Source organism: Mesorhizobium sp. M1403 (genome assembly GCF_040317695.1).
Classification (GTDB): Bacteria; Pseudomonadota; Alphaproteobacteria; order Rhizobiales; family Rhizobiaceae; genus Mesorhizobium.
Genome location: NZ_JAMYKY010000023.1, coordinates 1 through 23,133, shown reverse-complemented (window position 1 = coordinate 23,133; position 23,133 = coordinate 1). Strand labels below are relative to the sequence as shown.

The following is a 23,133-nucleotide window of genomic DNA, read 5'->3' as shown; positions in this document are numbered from 1 at the left end:
CCTTTGAAGCCAATCAGCCCGCCGGGGCGCGCCACGCTGAAGGACATTGCCCGCACTGTCGGCGTCGACGTTTCCACCGTTTCCAAGGTGCTCAACGACGGCGGCATCAGCGTGCGGCCGCAGACGCGCCAAGCAATCATCGACGAGGCAAGCCGGGTCAACTATCGCCCACATGCGCTTGCTCGCAACCTGCGCACCCAGCGCACCGGCGCACTCGGCATTCTGCTGCCCGACCTCACCAATCCAATCTATGCCGAGACGGTGCATGGTGCGATGCGCCAGGCCGAACGGTCCGGCTACGTCATGCTCATTGCCGAGGTTGCGGACGAGCGCACCTCCGCCGCCGCCTATATGCGGTTGGTCAGCGAACGCCGCATCGACGGGCTGATCATCGCCGTCAGCGCCGAAACCAGCGAGATGATCGCTGCCATCGAGAACAATCCGGTGCCGCACGTCTTCGTCAACCGCCGTTCCAGCATCGGCCGCAGCGTCACCGTCGACGACCAGGCTTCGGGACGGCTTGCCGCGCAGACCCTGATCGAGGCCGGCCATCGGCGCCTCGGCTTCATCGGCGCGTTGCCCGAACTCGACACCTCGCGACGCCGGCGCCATGGCTTCGTCGAAGTCTGCCAGGCTGCCGGCCTGCCGGCCGTCGTCGAAATCGCCGGCCCGGTCTCGCGCCGCGGTGGCTACGATGCCTTGCACAGGCTGCTCGATGAGGCGCAACGCCCGACCGGCGTCTTCGCCTTCAACATGCTGGTCGGCATCGGTGCGCTGGCGGCGGCCCGTGTGCGCGGCGTGCGCGTGCCGGACGATCTTTCGGTGGTCACGCTCGACGGCGAGGACGCCATCTTTACCGCGCCGCCGCTGACCGCCATCATTACCCCGCTCGCCGAAATGGGCGCGCGCGCCGTCGTCGAGCTCGAAGCCATGATCCAGGGGCGCGAACCGCAGGATGTCGTCATCGATATCCCGCCGAAGCTGGTTTACCGCGAATCCGTGGCGCCGCCGCCTCGCTAAAGCGGTTCATCGTTTCACGGAAACGCCGAACCGCTCTATCTCTTTGTTTCTACGCAATTCCGGACGGAAAACCGTTTCACACCTTTCCTGGAATTGCGCTAAAGCCTTCGCGGCTCAAGCCGTCGCCGGACCGGCGACGATGCCGCGGTCGTGCAGGCTTCCGATCTCGCCGTCGCTCAACCCCAGTTCGGTCAGGATCTCGTCGGTGTGCTCGCCAAGTACGGGCGCGCGGACTGCAGGAAGCCGTTCCACCGAGGAGAAATCCAGTGGCGAAGTCGGCGTCAGCAGCGATCCGAGACCGGGGTGATCGACCTTTGCGAACATCGGGTTGTCCGTCGAGCAGCGCGGATCCTCGACCAACAATTGCCGGAATGTCTGGTAAGGCCCCCACGAGACGCCGGATGCCGTGAAGATGCGCCGCACGTCGGCGAAGCTCCGTGCCGAAAACCACGGCGCCAGTAGGGCGGCGATCGCCTCGCGCGCCGCATAACGCCCGCCTTCGCTGTCGAGGTCGGCGCCGCTTGTTGCCGCGAGCTTTGCCGTGTCCAGCCCGGTCGCCTGCAGCAGTACGGCCCATTGCCGGCCGGTCAGCGCCATCACCATGACGCGGCGGTCGTCGGCGGTGAGGAAATCCCGCCCGAACGCACCATAGAGATAGTTGCCGTCCTTTTCGGCACTGCCTCCAAGTTCGGCCTGCGCCAGCCGACCGAGATTGCCGGTCATGGCCAGCGCTACGTCCGATAGCGCCAGTTTCACCAATGACCCGTTGCCGGTGCGGCTGCGGTGGCGGTCGGCGGCAAGCACGCCCACCGCCGCCATCTCGCCCATCGCGATGTCCCAGGCCGGCAGCACGCTATTGGTAGGCTCCGTGGCGCCGCGCGCGCCGGTGATTTCGGCAAAGCCGGTTGCCGCGTTGACGGTATAGTCGACCTCGCTGGTTCCATCATTGTTGCCGGTCAGCGCGATCATGATGACGTCGTTGCGCCGGTGCTTCAGGGCCTCGTAGGAGAGGGCGCCGCGCGCCGCAAAATTGGTCAGGAAGATGCCGTTGCCCGGCCCCGGTCTCGCGATCAGACTGGCCACGACGTCCTGCCCTTCGGGCGACTGCAGGTTGATCTGGATCGAACGCTTGCCCTTGTTCATGCCGGCCCAGAACAGGCTCTGGCCGTTGTCCGCCACTGGCCACCGGCCATGGTCGAGCCCACCGCCGATCTGGTCGTAGCGGATCACGTCGGCCCCCAATTGTGCCAGCGTCATGCCGCCGAGCGGTGCCGCCACGAAGGCCGAGCCCTCGACGATGCTAAGGCCGGCGAGAATGCCGCCGCTCATGCGAACAGCCCCACTGATCGCCAGTCGAGCACGTCGGAAATCCCGCCATCGGAAGCGGTCGCCCGCACCAGTGAGCGCAAATGCACCAGCCCACCGCCGCCGGGCAGAGGCTCGCAGTGCCCGATGCCGATTTCGGAGTGCAGCGTGTCGCCCTCGTGCACCGGCCCCAGATGATCGCAGTCCTGCCAGCCCAAAATGGTTACCAGCGACGGCAGTGCACGGGTCAACTGTGCCGCTGCCAGCCCGATCGTATGGCCGCCATAGACGAGGCGCTGCCCCGTCTGGGTGCGGTCATGGTGGATCGTCGCCAGGTTCATCGTCAGCCGCGCCAGCTCCGGCGCGCTGCTCACCACATCGCCGCCGGCAAGGCGATGGATGGTGCCGGCGCTGAGATCGTTGAAATGCGGGCCAGGCACCGCCTTGCGGTAAGCGTCGAGGTTCCATCCGCCGATCGCCGCCGGCGCTCCCATGAACTCGGATCGCGGCGGATCGGTTTCGCCCTGCGCGGCACCATCCCCTGCCTGTCTGGCCGGTAGTAGCGCGCACCGGCAGAAATCGAGTACCGGTCGGTCCTCCTGATCGCTGGTGGCGATCCGCATGGTGACCAGGCCGCGCGACGCACGCCCCGGCCTGGCGGCGGCGGACCGCAGCCCGATGATGGTGGTAACGGTCTTCAAACTGTCGCCGATCGCCGGCGCCCGGCGAAAGATCAGACCGCGGTAGAAGAGGTTGGCGATCGCCCGCTGCGTCACCAGCGTCGACTGGCCGATCGCCACGTCCCAGGCCAGCGCCGGCGCGGCAAAAGGCTGCTTTAGTCCGGTCACGGATGCCGACAGTGCCGCATCGAAGGCCAGCCTCAGCCTGCCGCCGACGATTGCATGGTGGGCAGCGGCAAGGCCATCGCTCAGCCGCATCACCGGCGCTCCGTCGAAGCGGTCGCCGATGCGGAGATCCTCGTAGAACGGACCGTCGATGCCTGTTGCGGGGGGAGACGTGCTCACGCTGCTGATCCTTCGTCAGCTTCGGCCCGGATCAGAAGGATGCGCTGCCAGCGGCCGCACCACCACCTTCAGCCAGGGGTAGAACGGCAGCGACGCGATCGCCTCATGCAGCGCGGTCGCGTCGGGCGCCTCCCAGATGCCGAAATTCGCCCATCGGCCCGGCTGACGCCACAGCCGGCGCACGATGCCGGCCGCGGCCAGTTCCTTGGCGCGACGGCCTTCTGCCGCGATCAGCTCCGCCTTTTGCAGGGGGTCGCCGTCGGGCGGGAAATTTACCTCTATTTCGACCAGAAATTCCATCTCTGGTCCCCTCCAGCCGAATGGGCGCCGACATGCGCCAGGATTTCGCCGAGATCCGGCGCCGGTGAGTCCAGCACCTCCATTGTCGCCCGCTCCACGGCATCGCTTATGTCGGCCTTAAGCTGGTCGAGACCGCCCGGCGCCAATATTTTTTCGCCGGCCAGCCGCTCTGCCAGGATGTCGATCGGGTCACGCTTCAGCCAGGCATCGAGCTCGCCGGCCGGCCGATAGGTCGCCGGGTCCGAACGTGAATGGCCGGAATAGCGATAGGTCTTCATTTCGATCAGTGTCGGCCCTTCGCCGCGGCGGGCGCGGGCGACGGCGGTCGCCATCGCCTCCGCCACCTTGTCGACATCCTGCCCGTCGGCGACGACGCCCGGCATATTGTAGCTCGCTGCACGTATGGCGATGTCCTCGACCGGGGTCGACAGCTGGATACGGGTGTATTCGCCGTAGAGATTGTTCTCGCAGACGAAGACCACCGGCAGCTTGCGGATCGCCGCGAAATTGAGCGACTCGTGGAAGGCGCCGATATTGGCCGAGCCGTCGCCGAAAATGGATACGGCGATGCGGTCCTTGCCGCGGGCGCGTGCCGCCATCGCCGCGCCGCAGGCGATCGGCAGGCCGGCGCCGACAATGGCGGCGGTCGGCAGCAGCCCGACCTCTGGCTCGACCAGATGCATGGAACCGCCGAGGCCACCGGCACAACCGATGACGCGGCCGCAGATCTCGCCGATAACCGCCGTTGGCGACACGCCGAGCGCCAACGCGTGGCCATGGCCGCGATAGGTGCAGGTCACGATGTCGTCGGGATCGATCGAGCGCGCGATGCCGACCGAGACGGCCTCCTGTCCACAGGCAAGATGTGTGCTGCCGCGGACATGTCCTTCGGCGAAGAGTTTCTGGATGCGCTCCTCGACCGCGCGGATCTCGACCATGCGCGTGAGCTGCTCCAGCCTGTTCTTCAAGGCCTCGCGCCGCACGATCGGCACATTCGAATTGGAGAGCGTCATGCTGCGTTCCTCCACCACGGCAGGGGTGGCTTGTTGGTCGAGACAAGCGTCGCGATCTGCTCGGCCACATAGGCCGGGCTCGGCAGGAAACGGGCTTCCAGCGCGCCGCTATAAGGTACGGGCGCTTCGGGAAGAGTGATACGATGCGGCGGCGCCTTCAGCCGGCCGAACGCTTCGATGGCGATCGACGAGACGACATCGCCGCCCCAGCCGCTGCCGGCCGGCGCCTCCTCGAGTGTCACCAGGCGGCCTGTGCGCGCAACCGATTCGGCAACACTCCGGCGGTCCCATGGCCACAGCGTCAGAAGGTCGACGACCTCGATATTGGCGTGGCTGGTTTCCGCTGCCGCGAGCGCCACCCGCCGCATCGCGCCGCAGGTGACGAGCGTCACGTCGCTGCCGGGCCGCGCGATCTCGGCCTGGCCGAGCGGAATGCGGTAGTTGCGGTCGAATTCGTATTCCTCGCGCTCGGCGTAAAGCACGCGCGGTTCGAGCACCACCACCGGATCCGGATCTTCGATCGCCGACCGCAGCAGGCCATAGGTCGTGCGCGCATTGCTGGTCACCGCGACCTTGAGGCCGGGCGTGCCGCGGAACCAGTGGTCGAGCATCTGCGAATGCTGGCAGCCAAACCCCTGGCCGGCGCCGGCTGACGCGCGCACGACGAGCGGCGTCGTCAGTCGGCCGCGCGACAGATAGCGCATCGTTGCCGCCTGCGTCGTCAACTGGTCGAGCGCGACGCCGATGAATTCGATGAACATCATCTCGACCACCGGCTTCAGGCCGCAGACGGCAGCACCGACCGCGGCACCCATGAACGCCATTTCCGAAATCGGTGTGTCGATCACCCGTTCGGGGCCGTGCGTGGCAAGCAGCCCCTCGGTCACCTTGAACGGACCGCCGGCGGCGGCGATGTCTTCACCCATGACGATGACGCTGGGGTCATCCGTCATTGCATCGTCAAGCGCCCGCAGAACCGCTTGCCGTATCCAGATTTTAGCCAAGGTTCAGACCTCCCAATGCACTGCTCGGATCGTCGATAGCGTCGGCGAAATCATCGCAGCGGAAAAGATTTGGAAACGTTTTTATCGGCACTGGCGTCATTCCGGTTTGTAGCTGCCGAAGACTTGGGCACTTTCGATGAGCTCGACGCGGAAGCCGTCCGGGTCGATCAGGTAAACCGCCTTGCCGCCCTTGTTCGGCCCGATCGTCGGTGTCACCGGCGGCGACACGGATTTGACGCCCATCGCCGTCAGTTTTTCGTAGAACGACATGAGGTCATCGACGTTGAAGGCGATGTGGCCATTGCCGACATTGCCGTTATGCATGTCGACGGGAATCTGCTCGACATTGCGGTATTCCAGAAGCTCGAGGCAGACGTCGGTACCGGGCAGGCGCAGGATGGCGCTGTGCAGGTCGACTTCTGGATAGCCGACCAATTCGCCGATATAGGGCGCACGCGGGTTCCATTGGAACGCCAGCTCGAATCCGAGCACGTCGCGATAGAACGCGATCGAGCGGTCGAGCGAGCGCACGGTGAAGCCGGTGTGATGGGCTTTCGTGATCCTGGCCATTCCGTCTGCGCTCCTTTGGTCAGGCGTTCAGATAGCCGTCGTCGCACATGACGACATGGCCGGTGACCAGTTCCGAGGCGTCGCTGGCGAGGAACACCGCCGTGCCGATCAGTTCGCGCGGCAAGCCGAGTCGCGGCCGCGGCATACGCGCCTTGATGAAATCGGCGGTGATCGAGCTTGTCGCTCCCGCCGCCCTGGTCAGCGGCGATTCCATCAGTGTCGGCCCGATGCCGTTGACCCTGACGCCGCGGTCGCGCCACTCGAGCGCCAGTGCGCGGGTGACCTGCAGGACGCCGCCCTTCGACGCGAGATAGGCGCTCGCCCAGGGATAGGCTTTGAACGAGCCGATCGAGGCGATGTTGATGATCGAGCCCTTGTTCTGGCCGAGCATCACTCCGCCAAAGGCCTGGCAGCAGAAATACGTGCCCTTCAGGTTGAGGTCGAGGATGAAGTTGAATTTGTCCTCGGGGAACTCCTCGGCCGGGCTGCGGAAGGCCGAGCCGGCGCTGTTGACCAGTATGTCGACATGGCCGTGACCGCGCTTGACCGCCTCGGCCAAGGCGAAGCACTGGTCGCGCTTGGTGACATCGAGGCTGGCGACCTCGGCTTTGCCACCCTGTTCGGCGATCGTTGCGCGCGTCGCTTCGGCGCCGGCCATGTTGATGTCGGCAACGATGACGGTGACGCCCAATTGCGCGTAGCCGATCGCGATCGCGGCACCCAGCCCGCTGCCGCCGCCGGTGACGACGGCGACGCGGCCGGAGAGGTCGAAGAGGCCCGCTGCATAATTGGCGGGAACGGTCTGGTCGTCGGTCATCGCTATGCCCGTGTCTAGGCCGCTCCACGGCGGCTTTGGTCAGTCGAGAATGTGGTCGGGATCCTGGTGCGGCTGGCTCAGCGCCCATTCCCGGTTGATCATGTCGCCGAAGCCGGGTTTGGCAGGAAGCGGCTTCATCAGCCCGCCCTTGATGATTTCCGGTTGCACCAGGCTGTCCGCATAGGGGTCGACGCCGCTCCACGGCACGCCCCATTCGACCGGCTTGTCGGAAAAGCCCCAGGCGCTGAACACCTGGCTGTGCACATGCGCGAACATGTGCGGACCGAAATCGACGCCCGCGGCAAGGCACTCGTCGATGATGGCGCGGCCGCCGGTAATCCCACCCATGCAGGTCAGGTCGACGCGCACGCGGTCGACGGAGCCGGCCATGATCAGCGCTTCGGGATAGTAGGAGCCGCCCTGTTCGTCGCCTTGCCAGATCGGCATCGGCACGCGTTTGCGCAGTTCGGCGAGCTTCCTGGCGTTTCCCGGCGGGAAGATGTCTTCGATGCAGCCCATATTGAGATCGGCGAGGCGGTTGGCGTAGGCGGCAGCGGCGTCGACATCGGAGAACATCCAGACCAGATCGGTGCCGAGCCAGGCGTCCGGCGCGTTCTTGCGCGCGGCGCGCAGCCGCGCTTCGGATTCATCCAGCGTGACGCCCATTGGCGCCTTGAACCGGCGCCAGCCCGCGGCATAGAGCCCTTTCACCTGCTCGCCGATCTGCTGCGGGTTCATCAGCGCCGGCGGGTAGCCGACGATCGCGGTTGCCGGCATTGGCGCGGTCGTTCCGCCGAGGAACTCGGCGATCGACTTGTCGGCTATCTTTGCTGCCGCGTCCCATGCGGCGAGGTCGACCTGCGACAGCGCGCGCAAGCCGACGCCAGCGCTGTGCGAACCGTAGCTGCGCCCCTTGGCTGTCTTGAAGGTCTTCACGCGGTCGCCAACGTCGGTACCGATATAAACTGGGGCGATGCTCTTGCGGATCTGCTCGGCGCAGGCGCCATCCCGCGTCAGCGTGAACGACCAGCCCTCATGGCCGGACTGCGTGCGCAGCCGCACTACGACGAATTCCCTTTGCTTCATCACCCAGTCGCCAAAGATCACCGGCGCCGGCAATTGGCCCTGTATGGCGGCGACGCTGATATCGACGATAGTTGAAGGACCAGGCATTCCATCCCCTCCCAAGGACCCCGGCCGACCCGGGAAAGCGGAGCAACCATAGCCCCGCGAGGCGGTTTGGTCAACCGATTGATCTGGTCTGGTCAAACGATTGACATAGATTCTCGAATTGCCTAGTCTCGCGCCACAATTTCTGGTGCGGGACCGCTTTTGTCGGCAGTCGCCAACGGTGCGAAATGCGCTCCTGCATCGCCCGCGCCTGGCTGCTTGCAGGCCGTTGCGCAGGGAAGGGTGTTGATGGGATCGATCAGCCTGCAGAAGGTCGGCAAGCTCTATGGCGCCGTTTCGGCGGTCCATGGCGTCGACCTTGAGGTCGAGGACGGCGAGTTCGTCGTCTTCGTCGGCCCGTCCGGCTGCGGCAAGTCGACATTATTGCGCATGATCGCTGGGCTGGAATCCATCACCACCGGCAAGATCAGCATCAATGGCAAGGTGATGAACGAGGTGTCGCCGCGCGATCGCGACATTGCCATGGTCTTCCAGAACTATGCGCTCTACCCGCAAATGACGGTGCACGAGAACATCGCCTTCGCGCTGCAGTTGCGTAAATTTGCCAGGGCCGAGATCGACCGCCGCGTCAGCGAAGCGGCGCGCATTCTCGACCTCACCGATCTGCTTGAGCGTAAGCCGCGCGAGCTCTCCGGCGGCCAGCGGCAGCGTGTCGCCATGGGCCGCGCCATTGTGCGCGATCCGGAGGCCTTTTTGCTCGACGAGCCGCTCTCCAATCTTGACGCGAAATTGCGCGTCCAGCTACGCGCCGAGCTCAGCCGCCTGCATGCGCGGCTCGGCGTCACCACAATCCATGTCACCCACGACCAGGTCGAAGCGATGACGCTCGGCAGCCGCGTCGCCGTCTTTTCGCGCGGCGCGCTGCAGCAGTACGACACGCCGCACGCGCTCTATCACGCGCCGTCCAACATTTTCGTTGCCGGTTTCATCGGCAGCCCGGCGATGAATTTCCTGGAGGCAACGGTAGTCGATGCCGGGCGCGGCAAGATGGTCGTGTCCATCGGCGACGGTCGGCTGGTTGTGACACCGAAGTCGGATGCCCACGACCTCCCGGCCGGCAGAACATTGCTGGTCGGCCTCCGGCCGGAGCACCTGTCATGGCGGCCTGCAGGCGAAGCTTCGGCCAGCGGGGGGGCAGCAAGCTGTCTGGCCGGCCGTGTCGAGCTGGTCGAACAGCTCGAACCTGAATCCTTCATCGCGGTGGCTCCAGCCAATCCCCAGGTCGTCATCCGCACCGCTGATGATTATTCGATCGGCACTCCCGCCGATCCGGCCGAGCTGGTGCGCCGGGATGCCCGCCTGATCGTGCTTCGCGTCAGCGCCGACAAGGTGCCGCGCCGCGACACGATGCTGGAACTCGTCATCGATGGTAGCCGCGCGCATCTCTTCGACGGCACCACGGGCAAGGCGCTGTGATGAGAACGCGTGCCGCCTCGAATTTCACCGAAGTCTTTGCGCTCGATCTTGGCGGGGGTCTTGTCGTCTGGCAACGAAGAAGTGGGTGTTTTCAAGCGCCCATCCGCCGCGAAGCCTGGCTGCCAGCCGGCGGACTTCCTTCAACCCTCGCCTTGCGGACGGAGAACTGACGATGCGTTCCACACTCAAGATGCCCAAGGTCGGCGATGCCGTCGATGAAGTCGTCATCAGCGAAATCCAGGCCAGCATCGGTGCCAAGATCACCGAGGGGCAAACCCTCTTCACGGTGGAGACCGACAAAACCCAGGTCGAAGTTCCCGCACCCTTCGCCGGAACCGTCATCGAGATATTGATCGCTGTCGGCGATGACGTGAGGACCGGCGCCCCGACCCTGGTGCTCGAGGTCTGACATGCCGAGGGTTCATTCGGCCCGCGACGAAAGGTTTGGCTCGTATCTCGACGACTACGAGATCGGCGACGTGTTCAAGCACTGGCCGGGCAAGACCGTTACCGAGGCCGATGACCACCTTTTTTGCCTGCTGACCATGGCGGCCAGCCCGCTCCACATTGACCGCCATTTCGCCGTGACCGAAATGGCGCAAGGCCGCAATGTCGTCGTCGGCACCTATGTCTACTCGCTGCTTCTCGGCATGAGCGTACCCGACATTTCCGGACGCGCGGTCGCCAATCTCGGCCTTAGCGAGCTGCGCCATCTCGCTCCGTTGTTCCATGGCGATACGCTCTATGGCGAGACCGAAATACTGGCGCAGCGTCCATCCGCCTCCAGGCAGGGCGAGGGGGTTTTGACCGTTCGCACGGATGGGTTCAACCAGGACCGGCTCAAAGTCTGCACATTCACGCGCTCGGTCCTGCTGCCGCTGCGCCCCGGGAAGGACGCGTGATGGACAAGCCGGCTCCGCCAGCGACCAAGACCGTGCCGAAGGCCGAAGCGTCGGGGCCGCTCGACGGCGTCCGCGTCATCGAGCTGGCCACCGTCGTAGCCGGGCCGGGTGCCGGCCGTTATCTTGCTGATTTCGGCGCGGAGGTCATCAAGGTCGAGGGGCCGGGCGGCGATCCGACCCGCCGCATGGGGTGGACCGGTCCGGGGGAAACGGATTCCTATTTCTGGAAACTGGTCAACCGAAACAAGCAGGTCATTGCGCTCGACCTCAAGACCGATACCGGCAAGGAAAATCTCTGGTCGCTGCTGCTCGACGCCAACGTACTGATCGAGAACATGCGGCCGGGCAAGCTCGAGGCGCTGGGTTTTGCGCCGGACGAACTGCTGCGCCGCAATCCCAGGCTGGTGATCCTGCGCATCACCGGTTTCGGCCAGGATGGTCCCTATGCCATGCATCCGGGCTTCGCCACGATTGCCGAGGCGATGAGTGGGTTTTCCGGGCTCCTCGGCGAGGCCGGGGGCCCGCCGCTTCTGCCGCCGATCGCCATGACCGACGAAGTCACCGCCCTTGTCGGCGCCTTTGCGGCACTGGCGGCGCTGCGTCATGCCGAGCGGACAGGCGAAGGCCAGACAGTCGACGTCAATCTGCTCAACTCGATGTTCCAGATCATGGGGCCGTTACCGTCCGCCTATGCCCATCTCGGCTATCTGCAGCCGCGGCTCGGCTCCGGCATCCCCTACACCGTCCCGCGCGGCACCTATCGCTGCGCCGATGGCGTGTGGGTGGCGATTTCGAGCTCGTCCGATTCAGTCGCCCGCCGCGTCCTGGCCTTGATCGGTCACGGTGACGATCCCCGCTTTGCCGGCTTCCAGGCCCGCAGCCAGAACCGCGAGGCATTGGAGGCCTATGTCGCCGCCTGGGTCGCCGGCCGGCCATCCGAGGAGGTGCTGCGCGAGTTCCGCCGCGTCGATGCGGCAATCGCCAAGGTCCTCGACATGAAGGACATCTTTGACGACGAGCATTTCCGCGCCCGCGGTATGATCGCCGAAGTGGACGGCGTGGTGATGCAGAATGTCGTTGCCGGCATGTCGAAGACACCCGGCCGCCTGCGTCATCAGGGCCGTCCGTTCGACGCCGATACCGAGGCGGTGCTCGCCCGCTTCGCTGGGGGTCGGGGAGCCGCAAAGAAGCCGACGCAGAAGACCTGAACCACTTCAGTCCGGCGCGAGATTTCGGCGCAGCAATTTGCCGTTGGCGCTGCGCGGCAGGCTCGGCACGAAGAACACCTGTTTCGGCCGTTTGTAGGCGGCGAGCCTTTGCCCCGCCAGGGCGACGATATCTTCGGCGCTGACGCTGACGCCTGCCTTGCGCACGACATAGGCCGCGATGACCGAGACATCGTCGCGCACCCGGTGTTCGGCAACGGCGATCTCGGCGACGCCGGGGCAGGGCGCAAGCGCTGCCTCGACTTCCAGCGGCGAGACGCGGAAGTCGCCAGCATTCATCATGTCGCGTTCGATTTTCAGTTTCGCGACATGGAAAACCCGGATTCTGGCGGCGACAATACGCGACGTGGCGCGCGTTTCCGGCGTGTCCGTCGGAACCGTTTCACGGAGCTTGAACGCGCCTGAGACTGTCAGGCCGGAGACGTTGGGGAAGGTACGCGCGGCAATCCAGTCGCTCGGCTTCCAGCCCGATTCGCGCGCCCAGAACATGCGCCGTCGAAACACCATGACGGTTGGTTTCGTCATCGACGACATTGCCAGTCCCTGGCATGCCAGTTGCTTCAAGGCGGTGGACGCGGAAATGCGCCAGCGCGGCTATTCGCTTTACCTGATGAGCACCAACGGCCGCGCCACCGAGGAGGCGGCGGCGATCGGCATGCTGCAGCATGGGCGGGCCGACGGCATGATCATGACCATTAACAACGAACAGGATGCGCGCACCATCAAGCGCTTGAAGGAGTTGCGGATTCCATCAGCACTGCTCGATCGCGACGTTCCGCTCGAGATCGACGCGGTGCTGACCGAGCACGCCACCGGGTTACGGCAGGCGACAAGCTATCTGATCGAACTCGGGCACCGTCGCATTGCCATCATCACGGCCGGCAGCGACATCAGGCCGGGCCGTGAACGGGTGCGCGCTTCGTCGAGGCGTTCCAGCGCAGCGGCCTGCCGGTGACGCAGGATCTGATCCGCTCGCAAAGCCTCTCGGTGGACTTCGGTTTCCGCGAGGCCACCGCCCTGTTGCAGATGAAGGAGCGTCCAACCGCCATCATCGCCGCCGGCAACCGCATTCTGGTCGGCGTGCTGCGCGCCATCCAGCAGCAAGGCGTTTCGGTCCCGGGCGATATCTCGCTGATTGGCTGCGACAGGTCGGACGTCGCGTTGCTTTATCCCTGCCCGATCACGCTCATCGACCGGGCCGTCGAGGAGATCGGCCGCACCGCGGCACAGCTTCTGCTGGAGCGGCTCGGCGGCCAGAGCGAGCGGCCGGCGCAACGCATCGCCTTTCCGACCCATCTGATCCTCGGCGGCTCCTGCTTGCCCGTCCCGAAATAGAGGCGGTTCACGGCCTGGTTACTGCCGAATTGGATCGTTCTCTATTCAGATCAGGTCGGCTCTGGCGAGGTCGCGCATCAGATGGCTGGCGCCATAGGTCCAGTGCGGGCAGTCGGGTGACAGCCGCACGCGGTTGACCAAGGCGCCGAACTTCTCCGACGAGATGGTGACGATGTCGCCGACCTTGTGGGTAAAACCCTTGCCTTTTTCGCCGCGATCCTTCGACGGCACGAACATCGTGCCGAGATAGAGCGCGAGCCCGTCCGGGTACTGGTGGTGCGGCCCCATGGCGGCTGCGACCAGCTCTTCCGGCGAACGGCTGATCTCGGCCATCGAACTGGCGCCCTCCAGCGAGAACCCGTCCTCGCCCTCGACCTTCAGCCGTACGACCGCCTTCTTCACGTCGCCGATGGAAAATGTCTCGTCGAACAGCCGGATAAAGGGGCCAAGTGCTGCCGAAGCGTTGTTGTCCTTGGCTTTGCCGAGCAGGAGCGCCGAGCGTCCCTCGACGTCGCGCAGATTGACGTCGTTGCCGATCGTCGCCCCGACAATCCTGCCGCTGCTGGCGGCAATCATGGCGATCTCCGGCTCCGGATTGTTCCATGTCGAAACCGGATGCAGGCCAACATCGGCGCCGAAGCCGACCGAGGCCATCGGCTGGCATTTGGTGAAGATCTCGGCATCGGGCCCGATGCCGACTTCCAGATATTGCGACCAGGCGCCGCGCGCGATCAGCTTGGCCTTGATCTCCATCGCTTCCGGCGAGCCGGGTTTGAGCTTCGACAGATCGTGGCCGATCAGCCCGGCGATGTCGGCTCGAATGGCGTCCGCCTTCTCCGCCGAGCCGCGCGCCTGTTCCTCGATGACGCGCTCGAGCAGGCTGACGACAAAGGTAACGCCAGACGCCTTGATCGCCTGCAGGTCGACGGGGGACAGCAGGTACGGCGTTCCCGGATCGCGCGCTGTCTCGAAACTGTTGGCGGCAATGGCTTCGAGCGGGCCGATCGGCCGCCCCTTGGCCGAGCGGACGTGTCCTGCCGGATCCGGCAATTCGCAAATGTCGCGTACGGTCGGTGCCACATTTGACGTGATGTCGAAGACCGTGCCGTCGCGCACCGTGACCACCAGCGGATGGGAAGCATCGCTCGTCCGGGCGCGGCCTACGAAGAGGCCCTCGGCGGGCAAATGTGTGGCGTTCGTCATGACTTACGTTTCCTGTTGTCTTGTCCTTTGGCCGCGGCACTTTCAACAAATTCCCGCCAAACGTCTATCCCGCTTCCAGGGTGAGCTTTGTCAATTCTTTCCAGCGGTCTTCGCATCGCTGGACCTTGATCGAGCCTGACGTGCGCCAATGGCCATGGAAAACGCTCTTTCAAAATAATGAAACCGTCGCTAGGGTTTTCACTTACTGAAATCTCCAGGTGACGCTTGCGCTTACGGTTTTCCGATCCAATCTGGCAAAAGCCGCGGACAGCAACCGCGTTCCAGTCGCTTTTTCCAGCCGGCCGACGCGTCGATGTCGTCATCGTCGGCGGCGGCATCATGGGGCTGTCGACGGCCTTGCACGCCGCCCGGCTCGGTCTTGCCGTCCAGGTGGTGGACGCCGGCGAAATCGGCAATGGCGCATCCGGCCTGAACGGCGGTCAGGTCATTCCCGGCCTGAAATACGATCCGGACTGGCTGCTGGAGCATTTTGGTCTGGAGCGCGGCGAAGCGCTCGTCAACTTTGCCGCCTCGACCGCTGACACCGTCTTCGAATTGATCCGCGACGAAGGACTGGCGGTGCCGTTCGTCCGTAATGGCTGGATCCAGGCGGCGCATACCGAGACCGCGCTAAAAGCGGCGGCAAACCGGGATCGGCAGTGGCGCGCCCGCGGCGCCGATGTCCGGCTGCTGAGCGCGACGGAGATTGCGACGATGACCGGCGCGCAAGGCTATCTCGGCGGCTGGCTCGATCGCCGCGCCGGTGTCATCGATCCGCTCGCCTACACGTCGGAACTGGCGCGCGTCGCTGCCGCGGCGGGCGTGAAGATCGCCGAACGCCAGAACGTGATGCAGATCAGCAAGGATGCTGGCATTTGGCACGTTTCGGCGGAAAGCGGCGCCGAACTGAAGGCCAAGGTGGTCGTTCTGGCGACCAACGCCTATACCGGCGGCCTGCTCCCCGGCCTCGCCGAGACGATCGTTCCGCTGCATTCCTTCCAGATCGCGACAGCGCCGCTATCGTCCAATCTCGCTGCGGCGATCCTGCCGGAAGGGCAGGCGGTTTCGGATTCGCGCCGCATCCTCGTCTATTACCGCAAGAGTGCCGACGGCCGGCTGGTGCTCGGCGGGCGCGGCCGCATGGCTTTGCCGAACGGCCCGGCCGACTGGGCGCATCTTGAACGCGCTCTGCTGCGGCTTTATCCGGCGCTGTCAGACATTGCCATTGAAAAGCGGTGGTTCGGCAGGGTGGCAATGACGCCGGACCATCTCCCGCATATCCACGAGCCAGAGAAGGGTCTCCTGGCGGTCGTCGGCTGCCAGGGCCGCGGCATCGGCCTGATGACCGCGCTTGGCGAGCGCATCGCCTCCTATCTGTCGAGCGGCGACACCAGGCAATTGCCGTTCCCGATATCGCCGATCCGGCCGATCCCTTTTCACGCGTTTCGGCAGGTCGGCGTTGCCGCGACCATCGCCTGGTACCGGATGCTGGACGCGTTCGAACGCTGACTTTCATTCCCAAACGTGAAACAGCTTGACAGTTTCACCAATATGAAAAAAGCTTAGTCGATTTCAAATTTCGACGGACAGTCAATGTCGACCATTGCCGCAACGCAGCCGCTGCCGGAAACCCGGTCTTCGCCGGGCTTCCGCTTCGCTATGCTGCTGCCCGGCGGGCTGGTCACCTTTCTGCTGATCCTTTTCGCCCTTGGCTTGGTGTTCTTCCTCGCCTTCCGCGGCAATGACGGCTCGCTGCTGGGGGCCGGTTTTACGCTTGCGAATTTCGTCACTGTGGCCACCGATCCGCTGTACTGGACGGTGACGCTGCGCTCGCTGGGCGTCGCCGGCCTGGTCACGCTGGCAACCGTCGTCACCGCCTATCCCGTTGCGTATTATCTCGCTTTCCATGCCGGGCGGCGGCGTGGGCTGCTGCTGTTCCTGCTGACCCTGCCGTTCTGGACCAGCTATCTTCTGCGCGTCTTCGCCTGGAAGATCGTGCTTGCCTATAATGGCGTGCTGAACTCGGCGCTGATTGAAAGCGGCATCTGGTCGGAGCCGACATTGGCCTTCCTCAATACGCCGACAGCAGTCGTTGTCACGCTCGCCCACGCTTATGCGCCGTTCGCTATCCTGCCCATCTATGTGGCGCTGGACACCATCCCGAGATCGCTGCTCGAAGCCGCTTCCGATCTCGGCGCAAAACCGTTCACCAGCTTCCGCCGCATCGTGCTGCCAAATTCGATGCCTGGCGTGCTGGCCGCGGCCCTCGTCGTTTTTGTGCCGACGGTCGGCGACTACGTCACGCCGGCGCTGGTCGGCGGCCCGGCCAGCACCATGATCGGCACGCTTATCCAGGCCGAGTTCGGCAAGGCCAATGACTGGCCGTTCGGCGCCGCACTCGCCGTCGCCGTCATGCTGGTCATTCTCGCCGTGGTGCTGGTGGTGCGCTTCGCCGACCGCCGATACGGCAGCCGCACATGAACGGGACGCGTATCGATGCAAGGCAGGGCGGCGGCTGGCTGGGAGCCTACGTCCTTGCCTATCTGGTGTTCCTGTATCTGCCGATATTGCTGATCCCGCTGTTTTCCTTCAACAATTCCGTCCAGGCGGCATTTCCCCTGCAAGGCTTTACGCTTGAATGGTACGGCACGCTGTTAGGCAATTCGGCGCTGTCCGGTGCGCTCGCCAACAGCCTCGTCATCGGCGCCATTGCCGCCACCGGCGCCACGCTCTGTGGCATTACCGTGTCCTATATGGACCTCTACGGCCGCTCGCCGCTGGCCGCCACGATCAGTGCCATTGCCCGGCTGCCGATCCTGATCCCAGGCGTCATCGTCGGCATATCGCTGCTCATCCTGGTCAACCTCGCCGGCTTTGGGCCGTCGCGCATTGCCATTGTGCTCGGCCACATATTGATGGCGCTGCCGACGACGGTGGTGGTCATGCGCAGCCGCTTCGCCGCCATTCCGAAGACCATCCGTGAGGCAGCACTCGACCTCGGCGCCTCCGACTGGACGACCTTCAGGCGGGTGATGCTGCCACTCAGCCTGCCCGCCATGATTTCGGCGTTCATGCTGGCCTTCCTGACCTCGTTCGACGAGTTCATCGTCGCCTTCTTCCTCGCCGGCACCGAGCCGACGCTGCCGCTTTATATCTGGAGCCAGCTGCGCTTTCCGAAATCGCTGCCGACCGTCATGGCGCTGGGCACGGCAATCCTGGCCGTGTCCTTCGTCATCGCCGCACTCGCCGAAATCCTGCGCCATCGCGGGCATGCCGCCGCTCAGCGGCCAGCGCCCGCCAGCCCGTCAAAACCAGAAGAAACCGAAAGAGGAGAACTGCAATGGCATTCGACCTGAAATCGATAACGACAAAGACAGCGAAAACCGGACTGGCCGCCTTCGCGCTGGCGCTTGCGTCGACTGTCGCCTTTGCCGGCGACAAGCTGCAATATTTCACCTGGTCGGGCTATGAACTGCCCGACTTCAACAAGAGCTTCCTCGCCGCGCACCCGGATGGTGTAGAAGCCTCGATGTTCGGCGACGACGATGACGCTTTCACCAAGGTCAAGGCTGGCTTCCGCCCCGATGTCGCGCACCCATGCTATGACAAGGTGGCGCGCTGGAACAAGGAAGGCCTGCTGCAGCCGATCGACACCAAGCGCATCAAGAACTGGGATTCGATCTTCCCGGTCTTCAAGAACCTGCCCGACCTGCAGGCCGGCGACGGCAAGGTCTGGATGGTGCCATGGGACTGGGGCAACACCTCGATTCTCTACCGCACCGATCTGGTGAAGAACCCGGAAGCGAGCTGGAGCCTGCTCTGGGACAAGCAATATGCCGGGCGCATGGCGACCATCGATGCCGTCCACGACACGCCGGTGGTGGCGGCCCTTCTTGCCGGCGTCAATCCATTCGACATGACGGCGGAACAGATGGACAAGGTTGCGGAGAAACTGCGCGAGCAGCGCCCGCTGCTCTCGAACTATACCACGGACATGACATCGGTTGAACAGGCGCTGGCGAGCGGGCAGTTGGTCGCCGCCATGACCTGGAATGCCTCGGCCACGTCGCTGAAGAAGCAAGGCGTGCCTGTCGAGTTCATGAAGCCGAAGGAAGGCATGCTGACCTGGGCTTGCGGTTTCGTCATGCTCAAGGACGCAAAGAACGTCGACCTCGCCTATGACTTCATCAACAGCCGGCTGGAAACGGACTCGGGCAAATACCTGATCCAGGCCTATGGGTATGGCAGCTCGACCAGCTCGGCTTTCGCTGCCGTGCCGAAGGAGGAGCTGGAGAAATTGCAGCTGCCGTCCGATCCGGAAGTGATGCTGAAGACCACCATCTTCACCGGGCCGATGAAACAGAATGATGAACTCGCCAAGATGTTCGAGAAGGTCAAGGCGGGCGGCTGAGCCTGCTTCTTCCTTCTCCCCTTGTGGGAGAAGGTGTCGCCGAAGGCGACGGATGAGGGGTGTTCCAGATGGCACCGACGGCACTCCGCCCAACACCCCTCATCCGTTTCGGCGCTTCGCGCCTATCCACCTCCTCCCACAAGGGGAGAAGGGGAAACCTTACCAAACAAGGACGAACGAATGGACATGCTGGACGAAGCGGCTGAGAAGCCGAAGGACGACGCCGACGTCAGGGTCGGCCGGCGCGTGCGGGCGCTAAGGCTGGAGCGTAATCTCTCGCTGGCCGAACTTGCAGCCAAAGCCGGCGTCTCGATCGGAGCGCTGAGCCAGATCGAGCGCGGCATGTCGTCATTGCGGGTCCGAGTGATCTGGCCGCTCGCCGCCGCCCTCGACATCGAGCCGTCCGCGCTGATCGCCGACGGCAACGACGCCGGCAACGATCTTTATTGTGTGCGCGCCAACAGCCGGCGGCAGATCCCGGTCAAGTCGGAAGGCATTGCCAAGGCACTGCTGTCGCCGCCGGCCGCTACGCTGACCGGCATGCTGGTGACGGTGGAGGCCGGTGGCGGCACCGCCGAAGCCTACGCCCATGCAGGCCATGAATTCGGGTTCGTCCTTTCGGGCGAGGTCGAGCTGGTGGTCGATTCGACCAGATACGGCCTGAAGGCCGGCGACAGCTTCGCCTTCAAGAGCACCTTGCTGCATGCCTTCCGCAATCCGGGCAGCGAGCGCTGCCAGATCCTGTGGGTCAACACGACCAAACCGTCCGAGGTTCGCGATGGCGCCTGATCCGCTCGTCCGGCTGGACAAGGTCTCCAAGATATTCCCCGGCGGCATCGTCGGGCTCGACGCCGTCGATCTCGATATTTCGCGCGGCGAGTTCCTGACCCTGCTCGGACCATCCGGCTGCGGCAAGACCACCAGCCTGCGGGTCATCGCCGGCTTCGAAAGCCCGTCGAGCGGCAAGGTTCTGCTCGAAGGCCGCGACATCAGCGCGCTCAGGCCCTTCGACCGTCCGGTCAATACCGTATTCCAGGACTACGCGCTGTTCCCGCACATGAACGTCGCCGAAAATGTCGGCTTCGGCCTGTCGCTGCGCAAGCTCGCCGGTGCCGAACAGGCGAAGCGCGTCGGCGCAGCGCTCGACATGGTCGGCCTTGCCGAGAAGCTCGGCGCCCGCGTGTCCGAATTGTCGGGTGGCCAGCGCCAGCGCGTCGCGCTTGCCCGCGCCATCGTCTGCGAACCGCGCGTGCTGCTGCTCGATGAGCCGCTGTCGGCGCTCGATGCGCATCTGCGCGAACAGATGCAGGTCGAATTGAAGCGGCTGCAGTCGCGCCTCGGCACCACTTTCGTCATGGTCACGCACGACCAGACCGAGGCGCTGTCGATCTCTGATCGCATCGTCGTCATGAACAAAGGCCGCATCGAGCAGATTGCGCCGCCGGCGACCCTCTACGACCGGCCCGCCACCAAATTCGTTGCCAGCTTCATCGGCACGATGAACCTTCTGCAGTCGCGCTTCGTCGGCCGTGACGGCGAGCGCTTGCGGTTCGCCGCCGGCGCCCTGCCGCTGGAAGCGGTTTCGGAGACGGGCGAACTGCCTGGCGAGGGCACGGTGCGCACCATCGGCGTGCGTCCGGAGGACCTTTTGGCGACGACAGAGGCCGCGGCCGGTACTGCACCGGTGCGGGTGAACAGCATCGTCTTTCACGGCCGCACCTTGCGCCTTCATGCAGAGCTGGGGCAGGGGACACAGGTGGTGATCGACGCGCCGCGCCGGGCGGAGGGTTTTCAATTCAGCGTCGGCGACGTGGCGCATATCAGCCTGCGCCGTGGCGCCAACTGCCCTATGCTGTCCAGCTAGGCAACGGCCGCGAATACGCCGACCGGGCGATCCACGATTTCCTCGAGATCAAGGGCATCATCGGCTACGGCGACTGAGCCATCAACATACGGCCGACCGAAATGTGGTTGCGAGCGTTGGTGCTGCCAGTACCGGCGCTCGTATCATTTCCGTTTGACTTGTTCCCTTTTTGTTCTATTCTGCTTGGCTGGGCGGCAATGGCTTTTAGAGGAGCAATGAACATGAATGAGCTGCCCGCATTCAGGATCACCGAAAACGGCCAAGCCGTGTTCAACTGGCAGGAGCTGGATCGGCGCTGGAATGACCGGCTGTTCTTCGCCATTCTTCTTGAAAGTACGATCGCCGTGCCGCTTGCACGCCGGGCCGCCGTCTGGCGGCGAGAATCGGGATTGCGAGGGCAAGTGTTTCCGGCGGAACGCCTGCACATCTCGCTTATTGGGCTCGGCGACTATGATGGACTGCCGGAGGAATTGGTCAAAATCGCCCGCCACGTCGCCTCGATGGTCCAGGCGAACCGTTTGAGGTGTCGTTCGATCGGTTGTCGGCTTTCGGCGGCGGTGCGTTGGTGCTGCGTGGCAGCGACGGCGTCCCGCCGCTGCAAGCGTTCTGGCGCAATCTTACCGCCCTGATCGCCGACAGCCCGCTGAAGCCCTTTGTGGGGAGCTCCTTTGAACCTCATGTTACATTGCTTCGTGACAAATTGCGGGTTCAAAGGGTTCGAGAACGGGCGATCGAACCGATCAGCTGGACCGTACGTGACTTTGTGCTCATCCGCAGTCTGATCCGGCAAGGCCGGTACGAAGAGCTCGGGCGCTGGCGGTTGAACGGCCACGACGATTCCGTGGCCGCAATGTGAGCCAAGCCAGGGTCCCCTCAGATCGTCTTGACGTAGCCCGCCAACTGATCCGCCACCGTGCCCCAGCCGCCGTAAAAGCCCATCTCCTCGTGGCTGTTGCGCGTGGCTTCGTCGCGGTGGATAGCGGTCGCGGTGTAGCGCGTCGCCTCGCCCTGCGATTGCAGCGATATGACCGCTGTGATGAATGGGTCGCCTGACGGCCGGTAGCCGGGCAGCAGCGCATCGGTCCACACCAGCCGCTCGTTCTGAACAATCTCGAGGTAGCAGCAACGCCTGTCGTTGACCTCCTTGCCGTCGGGCGACTGCATGCGGGTGCGGAACAGACCGCCGGGCCGCAGGTCGATCTCGCAATCGGTGATGATCCACGGCTTCGGCGTGAACCATTGGCGGACATGCTCGGGCCTCGTCAGGGCCGTCCACAGCAGTTCTCGCGGCGCCTCGATCGTCCGTTCGAGCACGAGGTCGAGCTTCGGATCGGGTTGGAACAACGGGACCATATTCATCTGTCTTTCTCCTTGAGTTTCAGCACGTAATCGTCGAACTGGTCGAGACGGCGCTCCCACAGCGCCCGCTGCTCGGCCAGCCAGTTTTCCGCGAGCGTCAGCGGCTCCGGCGCAAGCCGGTAGGTCCTGACGCGGCCGGCCTTCTCCGAACGCACCAGCCCGCAGCCTTCCAGAACCCTGAGATGCTCGATGAAGGAGGGCAGCGCCATCTCGAAGGGCTGGGCAAGCTCGCTGACCGAGGCAGGGCTTCGGTTCAGCCGCTCGACCACGCGCCGCCGGGTCGGATCGGCGAGCGCCCGGAAAATGCCGTCGATCGGCGGGGGGCTTTCGGTCTGCAGGCTCGTCATGGTCATTTCCTTGCCTCGGCCATTCCGCGTGACCAAAATTAGCTCGGGAAAATAGTTAGGAAAATTCCTTACTATTGGCAAGCGCAAAAATCAGGATGCCCGGCAAGGCCGCTGGAAAAGTGAGAGGCGCGGTTTTAGGGTGCCGTCAGCTTCGACCGGTGCGAGGACGCGTTTTGACGATCACCATGTACGGCATCACCAACTGCGATACGGTCAAGAAGGCGCGTGTCTGGCTGGCAAACCACAATATCGCTTACCGCTTTCACGACTATAGAGTCGAGGGGCTGGATGCGGATCGGCTGAACGGCTGGTCAGGCAAGGTCGGCTGGGAAATTCTGCTCAACAAGGCGAGCACGACGTTTCGCGAACTGTCTGAGGAGGACAGACTGGGCCTGGGCGAGAAGAAGGCCAAGGCGCTGATGCTGGCCAAGCCGACGATGATCAAGCGTCCGGTGCTGGAACTTGGCGAGCGCATCCTGGTCGGCTTCAAGCCTGATGTTTATCAGCAGGCGGTGCGTGGGAAATAGGACCGACCCGCCGCGATCCGTCGCGCCCCCCTCTGTCCTGCCGGACATCTCCCTCTCTAGTGGGGAGATTGGATGTCACTTCGGCTTTCGCTAGTCTCCAAAGAAGGGCGCTTTCGGCGAAGCTGCCAATCTCCCCCCTTGAGGGCAGGGGAATCGCATATGGCGATTTTGGGGTTGAGTTTAGGCTGAGAAAGGATTCTTTGGAGAGGCAGGTGAGCGAAGGAGCGACTGCCATTTCCTGCCTTGAGAGCTACTTTGGCGCGGTGCCTGATCCACGCGCGCCCAACGCCACGCACCG

Annotated in this window: 28 protein-coding genes and 1 pseudogene; 17 read left to right on the top strand and 12 right to left on the bottom strand. The window is 64.3% G+C overall.

The genetic code is table 11. The annotated features are described in order from the left end of the window. Window positions 1–3 precede the first annotated feature (3 nt). Entirely contained in the window at window positions 4–1,020 is a 1,017-nt protein-coding gene (locus NKH01_RS27295) for a LacI family DNA-binding transcriptional regulator (protein ID WP_352484090.1), read from the top strand. A gap of 114 nt (window positions 1,021–1,134) precedes the next feature. Here NKH01_RS27295 and NKH01_RS27290 read toward each other — a convergent pair whose 3' ends face one another. From NKH01_RS27290 to NKH01_RS27255, 8 genes are all read right to left on the bottom strand, one after another. After that, complete coding sequence (locus NKH01_RS27290; RefSeq protein WP_352494003.1) at window positions 1,135–2,349, bottom strand: CoA transferase; 1,215 nt, start codon at window positions 2,347–2,349, stop codon at window positions 1,135–1,137. After that, window positions 2,346–3,350 (bottom strand): MaoC family dehydratase, encoded by a 1,005-nt coding sequence (locus tag NKH01_RS27285; protein WP_353023292.1) that lies wholly within the window; start codon window positions 3,348–3,350, stop codon window positions 2,346–2,348. The genes NKH01_RS27290 and NKH01_RS27285 overlap by 4 nt, the downstream gene beginning before the upstream one ends. A 15-nt stretch (window positions 3,351–3,365) precedes the next feature. Next, window positions 3,366–3,650 (bottom strand): muconolactone Delta-isomerase family protein, encoded by a 285-nt coding sequence (locus tag NKH01_RS27280; RefSeq protein WP_352494005.1) that lies wholly within the window; start codon window positions 3,648–3,650, stop codon window positions 3,366–3,368. Then, window positions 3,629–4,663, bottom strand: coding sequence for a thiamine pyrophosphate-dependent dehydrogenase E1 component subunit alpha (locus NKH01_RS27275; RefSeq protein WP_352494006.1), 1,035 nt, complete (start codon window positions 4,661–4,663; stop codon window positions 3,629–3,631). The genes NKH01_RS27280 and NKH01_RS27275 overlap by 22 nt, the downstream gene beginning before the upstream one ends. Then, window positions 4,660–5,667 carry an alpha-ketoacid dehydrogenase subunit beta gene (locus NKH01_RS27270; RefSeq protein WP_352588926.1) on the bottom strand — a complete coding sequence of 336 codons (1,008 nt, stop codon included), beginning with the start codon at window positions 5,665–5,667 and terminating at the stop codon, window positions 4,660–4,662. Before NKH01_RS27270 ends, NKH01_RS27275 begins: the two co-directional genes overlap by 4 nt. A 96-nt stretch (window positions 5,668–5,763) precedes the next feature. Continuing rightward, the gene (locus NKH01_RS27265; protein WP_353023291.1) at window positions 5,764–6,237 is read right to left on the bottom strand and encodes a VOC family protein; all 474 of its coding nucleotides are present in this window, start codon (window positions 6,235–6,237) and stop codon (window positions 5,764–5,766) included. A 19-nt stretch (window positions 6,238–6,256) separates the two neighbouring features. Further along, a complete protein-coding gene (locus NKH01_RS27260; protein ID WP_352494009.1) occupies window positions 6,257–7,054 on the bottom strand; it encodes an SDR family NAD(P)-dependent oxidoreductase in 798 nt (265 codons plus the stop codon). Between the two features lie 39 nt (window positions 7,055–7,093). Further along, window positions 7,094–8,227, bottom strand: a complete 1,134-nt coding sequence (locus NKH01_RS27255; protein WP_353023289.1) for an enolase C-terminal domain-like protein — start codon at window positions 8,225–8,227, stop codon at window positions 7,094–7,096. 246 nt (window positions 8,228–8,473) lie between these two features. Here NKH01_RS27255 and NKH01_RS27250 point away from each other — a divergent pair, with 246 nt between their 5' ends. The 4 genes from NKH01_RS27250 to NKH01_RS27235 all read left to right on the top strand — a co-directional run bounded on the left by NKH01_RS27250 (window position 8,474) and on the right by NKH01_RS27235 (window position 11,771). Continuing rightward, window positions 8,474–9,661, top strand: a complete 1,188-nt coding sequence (locus NKH01_RS27250) for an ABC transporter ATP-binding protein (protein WP_352789871.1) — start codon at window positions 8,474–8,476, stop codon at window positions 9,659–9,661. 172 nt (window positions 9,662–9,833) lie between these two features. Then, entirely contained in the window at window positions 9,834–10,070 is a 237-nt protein-coding gene (locus tag NKH01_RS27245) for a biotin/lipoyl-containing protein (protein ID WP_023716824.1), read from the top strand. 1 nt (window position 10,071) lies between these two features. Then, on the top strand, window positions 10,072–10,563 hold the full coding sequence (locus NKH01_RS27240) for a MaoC family dehydratase (RefSeq protein ID WP_352494012.1): 492 nt from the start codon (window positions 10,072–10,074) through the stop codon (window positions 10,561–10,563). Further along, window positions 10,563–11,771, top strand: coding sequence for a CaiB/BaiF CoA transferase family protein (locus tag NKH01_RS27235; RefSeq protein ID WP_352588938.1), 1,209 nt, complete (start codon window positions 10,563–10,565; stop codon window positions 11,769–11,771). Before NKH01_RS27240 ends, NKH01_RS27235 begins: the two co-directional genes overlap by 1 nt. A 6-nt stretch (window positions 11,772–11,777) precedes the next feature. Here the strand turns inward: NKH01_RS27235 and NKH01_RS27230 are convergent, their stop codons facing one another. After that, window positions 11,778–12,068 (bottom strand): AMP-binding enzyme, encoded by a 291-nt coding sequence (locus NKH01_RS27230; protein ID WP_352515654.1) that lies wholly within the window; start codon window positions 12,066–12,068, stop codon window positions 11,778–11,780. Between NKH01_RS27230 and NKH01_RS27225 the strand changes: the two are divergent. The 3 genes and pseudogenes from NKH01_RS27225 to NKH01_RS27215 form a co-directional block, all read left to right on the top strand. Beyond that, a pseudogene (locus NKH01_RS27225) lies at window positions 11,950–12,201 on the top strand (LacI family DNA-binding transcriptional regulator); the annotation flags it as partial. The gene NKH01_RS27230 and the pseudogene NKH01_RS27225 sit on opposite strands and share 119 nt — an antisense overlap. 93 nt (window positions 12,202–12,294) lie before the next feature. Then, complete coding sequence (locus NKH01_RS27220; RefSeq protein WP_353023338.1) at window positions 12,295–12,744, top strand: type 1 periplasmic-binding domain-containing protein; 450 nt, start codon at window positions 12,295–12,297, stop codon at window positions 12,742–12,744. After that, window positions 12,741–13,124, top strand: a complete 384-nt coding sequence (locus tag NKH01_RS27215) for a substrate-binding domain-containing protein (protein WP_023716829.1) — start codon at window positions 12,741–12,743, stop codon at window positions 13,122–13,124. Before NKH01_RS27220 ends, NKH01_RS27215 begins: the two co-directional genes overlap by 4 nt. A gap of 45 nt (window positions 13,125–13,169) precedes the next feature. On the opposite strand, the gene NKH01_RS27210 is transcribed toward NKH01_RS27215, so the two are convergent. Continuing rightward, the gene (locus NKH01_RS27210) at window positions 13,170–14,327 is read right to left on the bottom strand and encodes a fumarylacetoacetate hydrolase family protein (protein WP_023716830.1); all 1,158 of its coding nucleotides are present in this window, start codon (window positions 14,325–14,327) and stop codon (window positions 13,170–13,172) included. Window positions 14,328–14,552: 225 nt separating this feature from the next. Here NKH01_RS27210 and NKH01_RS27205 point away from each other — a divergent pair, with 225 nt between their 5' ends. The 8 genes from NKH01_RS27205 (at window position 14,553) to NKH01_RS27170 (ending at window position 21,458) form a co-directional block, all read left to right on the top strand. Beyond that, a complete protein-coding gene (locus NKH01_RS27205; RefSeq protein ID WP_352850380.1) occupies window positions 14,553–15,836 on the top strand; it encodes an NAD(P)/FAD-dependent oxidoreductase in 1,284 nt (427 codons plus the stop codon). 84 nt (window positions 15,837–15,920) lie between these two features. Continuing rightward, window positions 15,921–16,808 (top strand): ABC transporter permease, encoded by an 888-nt coding sequence (locus NKH01_RS27200; protein ID WP_353023285.1) that lies wholly within the window; start codon window positions 15,921–15,923, stop codon window positions 16,806–16,808. After that, complete coding sequence (locus NKH01_RS27195) at window positions 16,805–17,683, top strand: ABC transporter permease (RefSeq protein WP_353023283.1); 879 nt, start codon at window positions 16,805–16,807, stop codon at window positions 17,681–17,683. Before NKH01_RS27200 ends, NKH01_RS27195 begins: the two co-directional genes overlap by 4 nt. Then, window positions 17,668–18,738, top strand: coding sequence for an ABC transporter substrate-binding protein (locus NKH01_RS27190; protein WP_352789854.1), 1,071 nt, complete (start codon window positions 17,668–17,670; stop codon window positions 18,736–18,738). Before NKH01_RS27195 ends, NKH01_RS27190 begins: the two co-directional genes overlap by 16 nt. Window positions 18,739–18,918: 180 nt before the next feature. Beyond that, complete coding sequence (locus tag NKH01_RS27185; RefSeq protein ID WP_352548691.1) at window positions 18,919–19,527, top strand: cupin domain-containing protein; 609 nt, start codon at window positions 18,919–18,921, stop codon at window positions 19,525–19,527. Beyond that, window positions 19,517–20,602 carry an ABC transporter ATP-binding protein gene (locus NKH01_RS27180; RefSeq protein WP_352885494.1) on the top strand — a complete coding sequence of 362 codons (1,086 nt, stop codon included), beginning with the start codon at window positions 19,517–19,519 and terminating at the stop codon, window positions 20,600–20,602. Before NKH01_RS27185 ends, NKH01_RS27180 begins: the two co-directional genes overlap by 11 nt. Before the next feature lie 116 nt (window positions 20,603–20,718). Beyond that, window positions 20,719–21,231, top strand: a complete 513-nt coding sequence (locus NKH01_RS27175; RefSeq protein WP_353023340.1) for a hypothetical protein — start codon at window positions 20,719–20,721, stop codon at window positions 21,229–21,231. Then, window positions 21,126–21,458 carry a 2'-5' RNA ligase family protein gene (locus tag NKH01_RS27170; RefSeq protein WP_352682591.1) on the top strand — a complete coding sequence of 111 codons (333 nt, stop codon included), beginning with the start codon at window positions 21,126–21,128 and terminating at the stop codon, window positions 21,456–21,458. The genes NKH01_RS27175 and NKH01_RS27170 overlap by 106 nt, the downstream gene beginning before the upstream one ends. A 17-nt stretch (window positions 21,459–21,475) precedes the next feature. On the opposite strand, the gene NKH01_RS27165 is transcribed toward NKH01_RS27170, so the two are convergent. Both NKH01_RS27165 and NKH01_RS27160 read right to left on the bottom strand, forming a co-directional pair. After that, window positions 21,476–21,961: an SRPBCC family protein gene (locus tag NKH01_RS27165; protein ID WP_502912682.1), complete on the bottom strand. Its 486-nt coding sequence runs from the start codon at window positions 21,959–21,961 to the stop codon at window positions 21,476–21,478. After that, the gene (locus NKH01_RS27160) at window positions 21,958–22,308 is read right to left on the bottom strand and encodes an ArsR/SmtB family transcription factor (RefSeq protein ID WP_353023280.1); all 351 of its coding nucleotides are present in this window, start codon (window positions 22,306–22,308) and stop codon (window positions 21,958–21,960) included. The genes NKH01_RS27165 and NKH01_RS27160 overlap by 4 nt, the downstream gene beginning before the upstream one ends. Before the next feature lie 173 nt (window positions 22,309–22,481). On the opposite strand from NKH01_RS27160, the gene NKH01_RS27155 reads away from it, so the two are divergent. After that, on the top strand, window positions 22,482–22,835 hold the full coding sequence (locus NKH01_RS27155; RefSeq protein ID WP_353023278.1) for an ArsC family reductase: 354 nt from the start codon (window positions 22,482–22,484) through the stop codon (window positions 22,833–22,835). The last annotated feature ends 298 nt before the right edge of the window (window positions 22,836–23,133 follow it).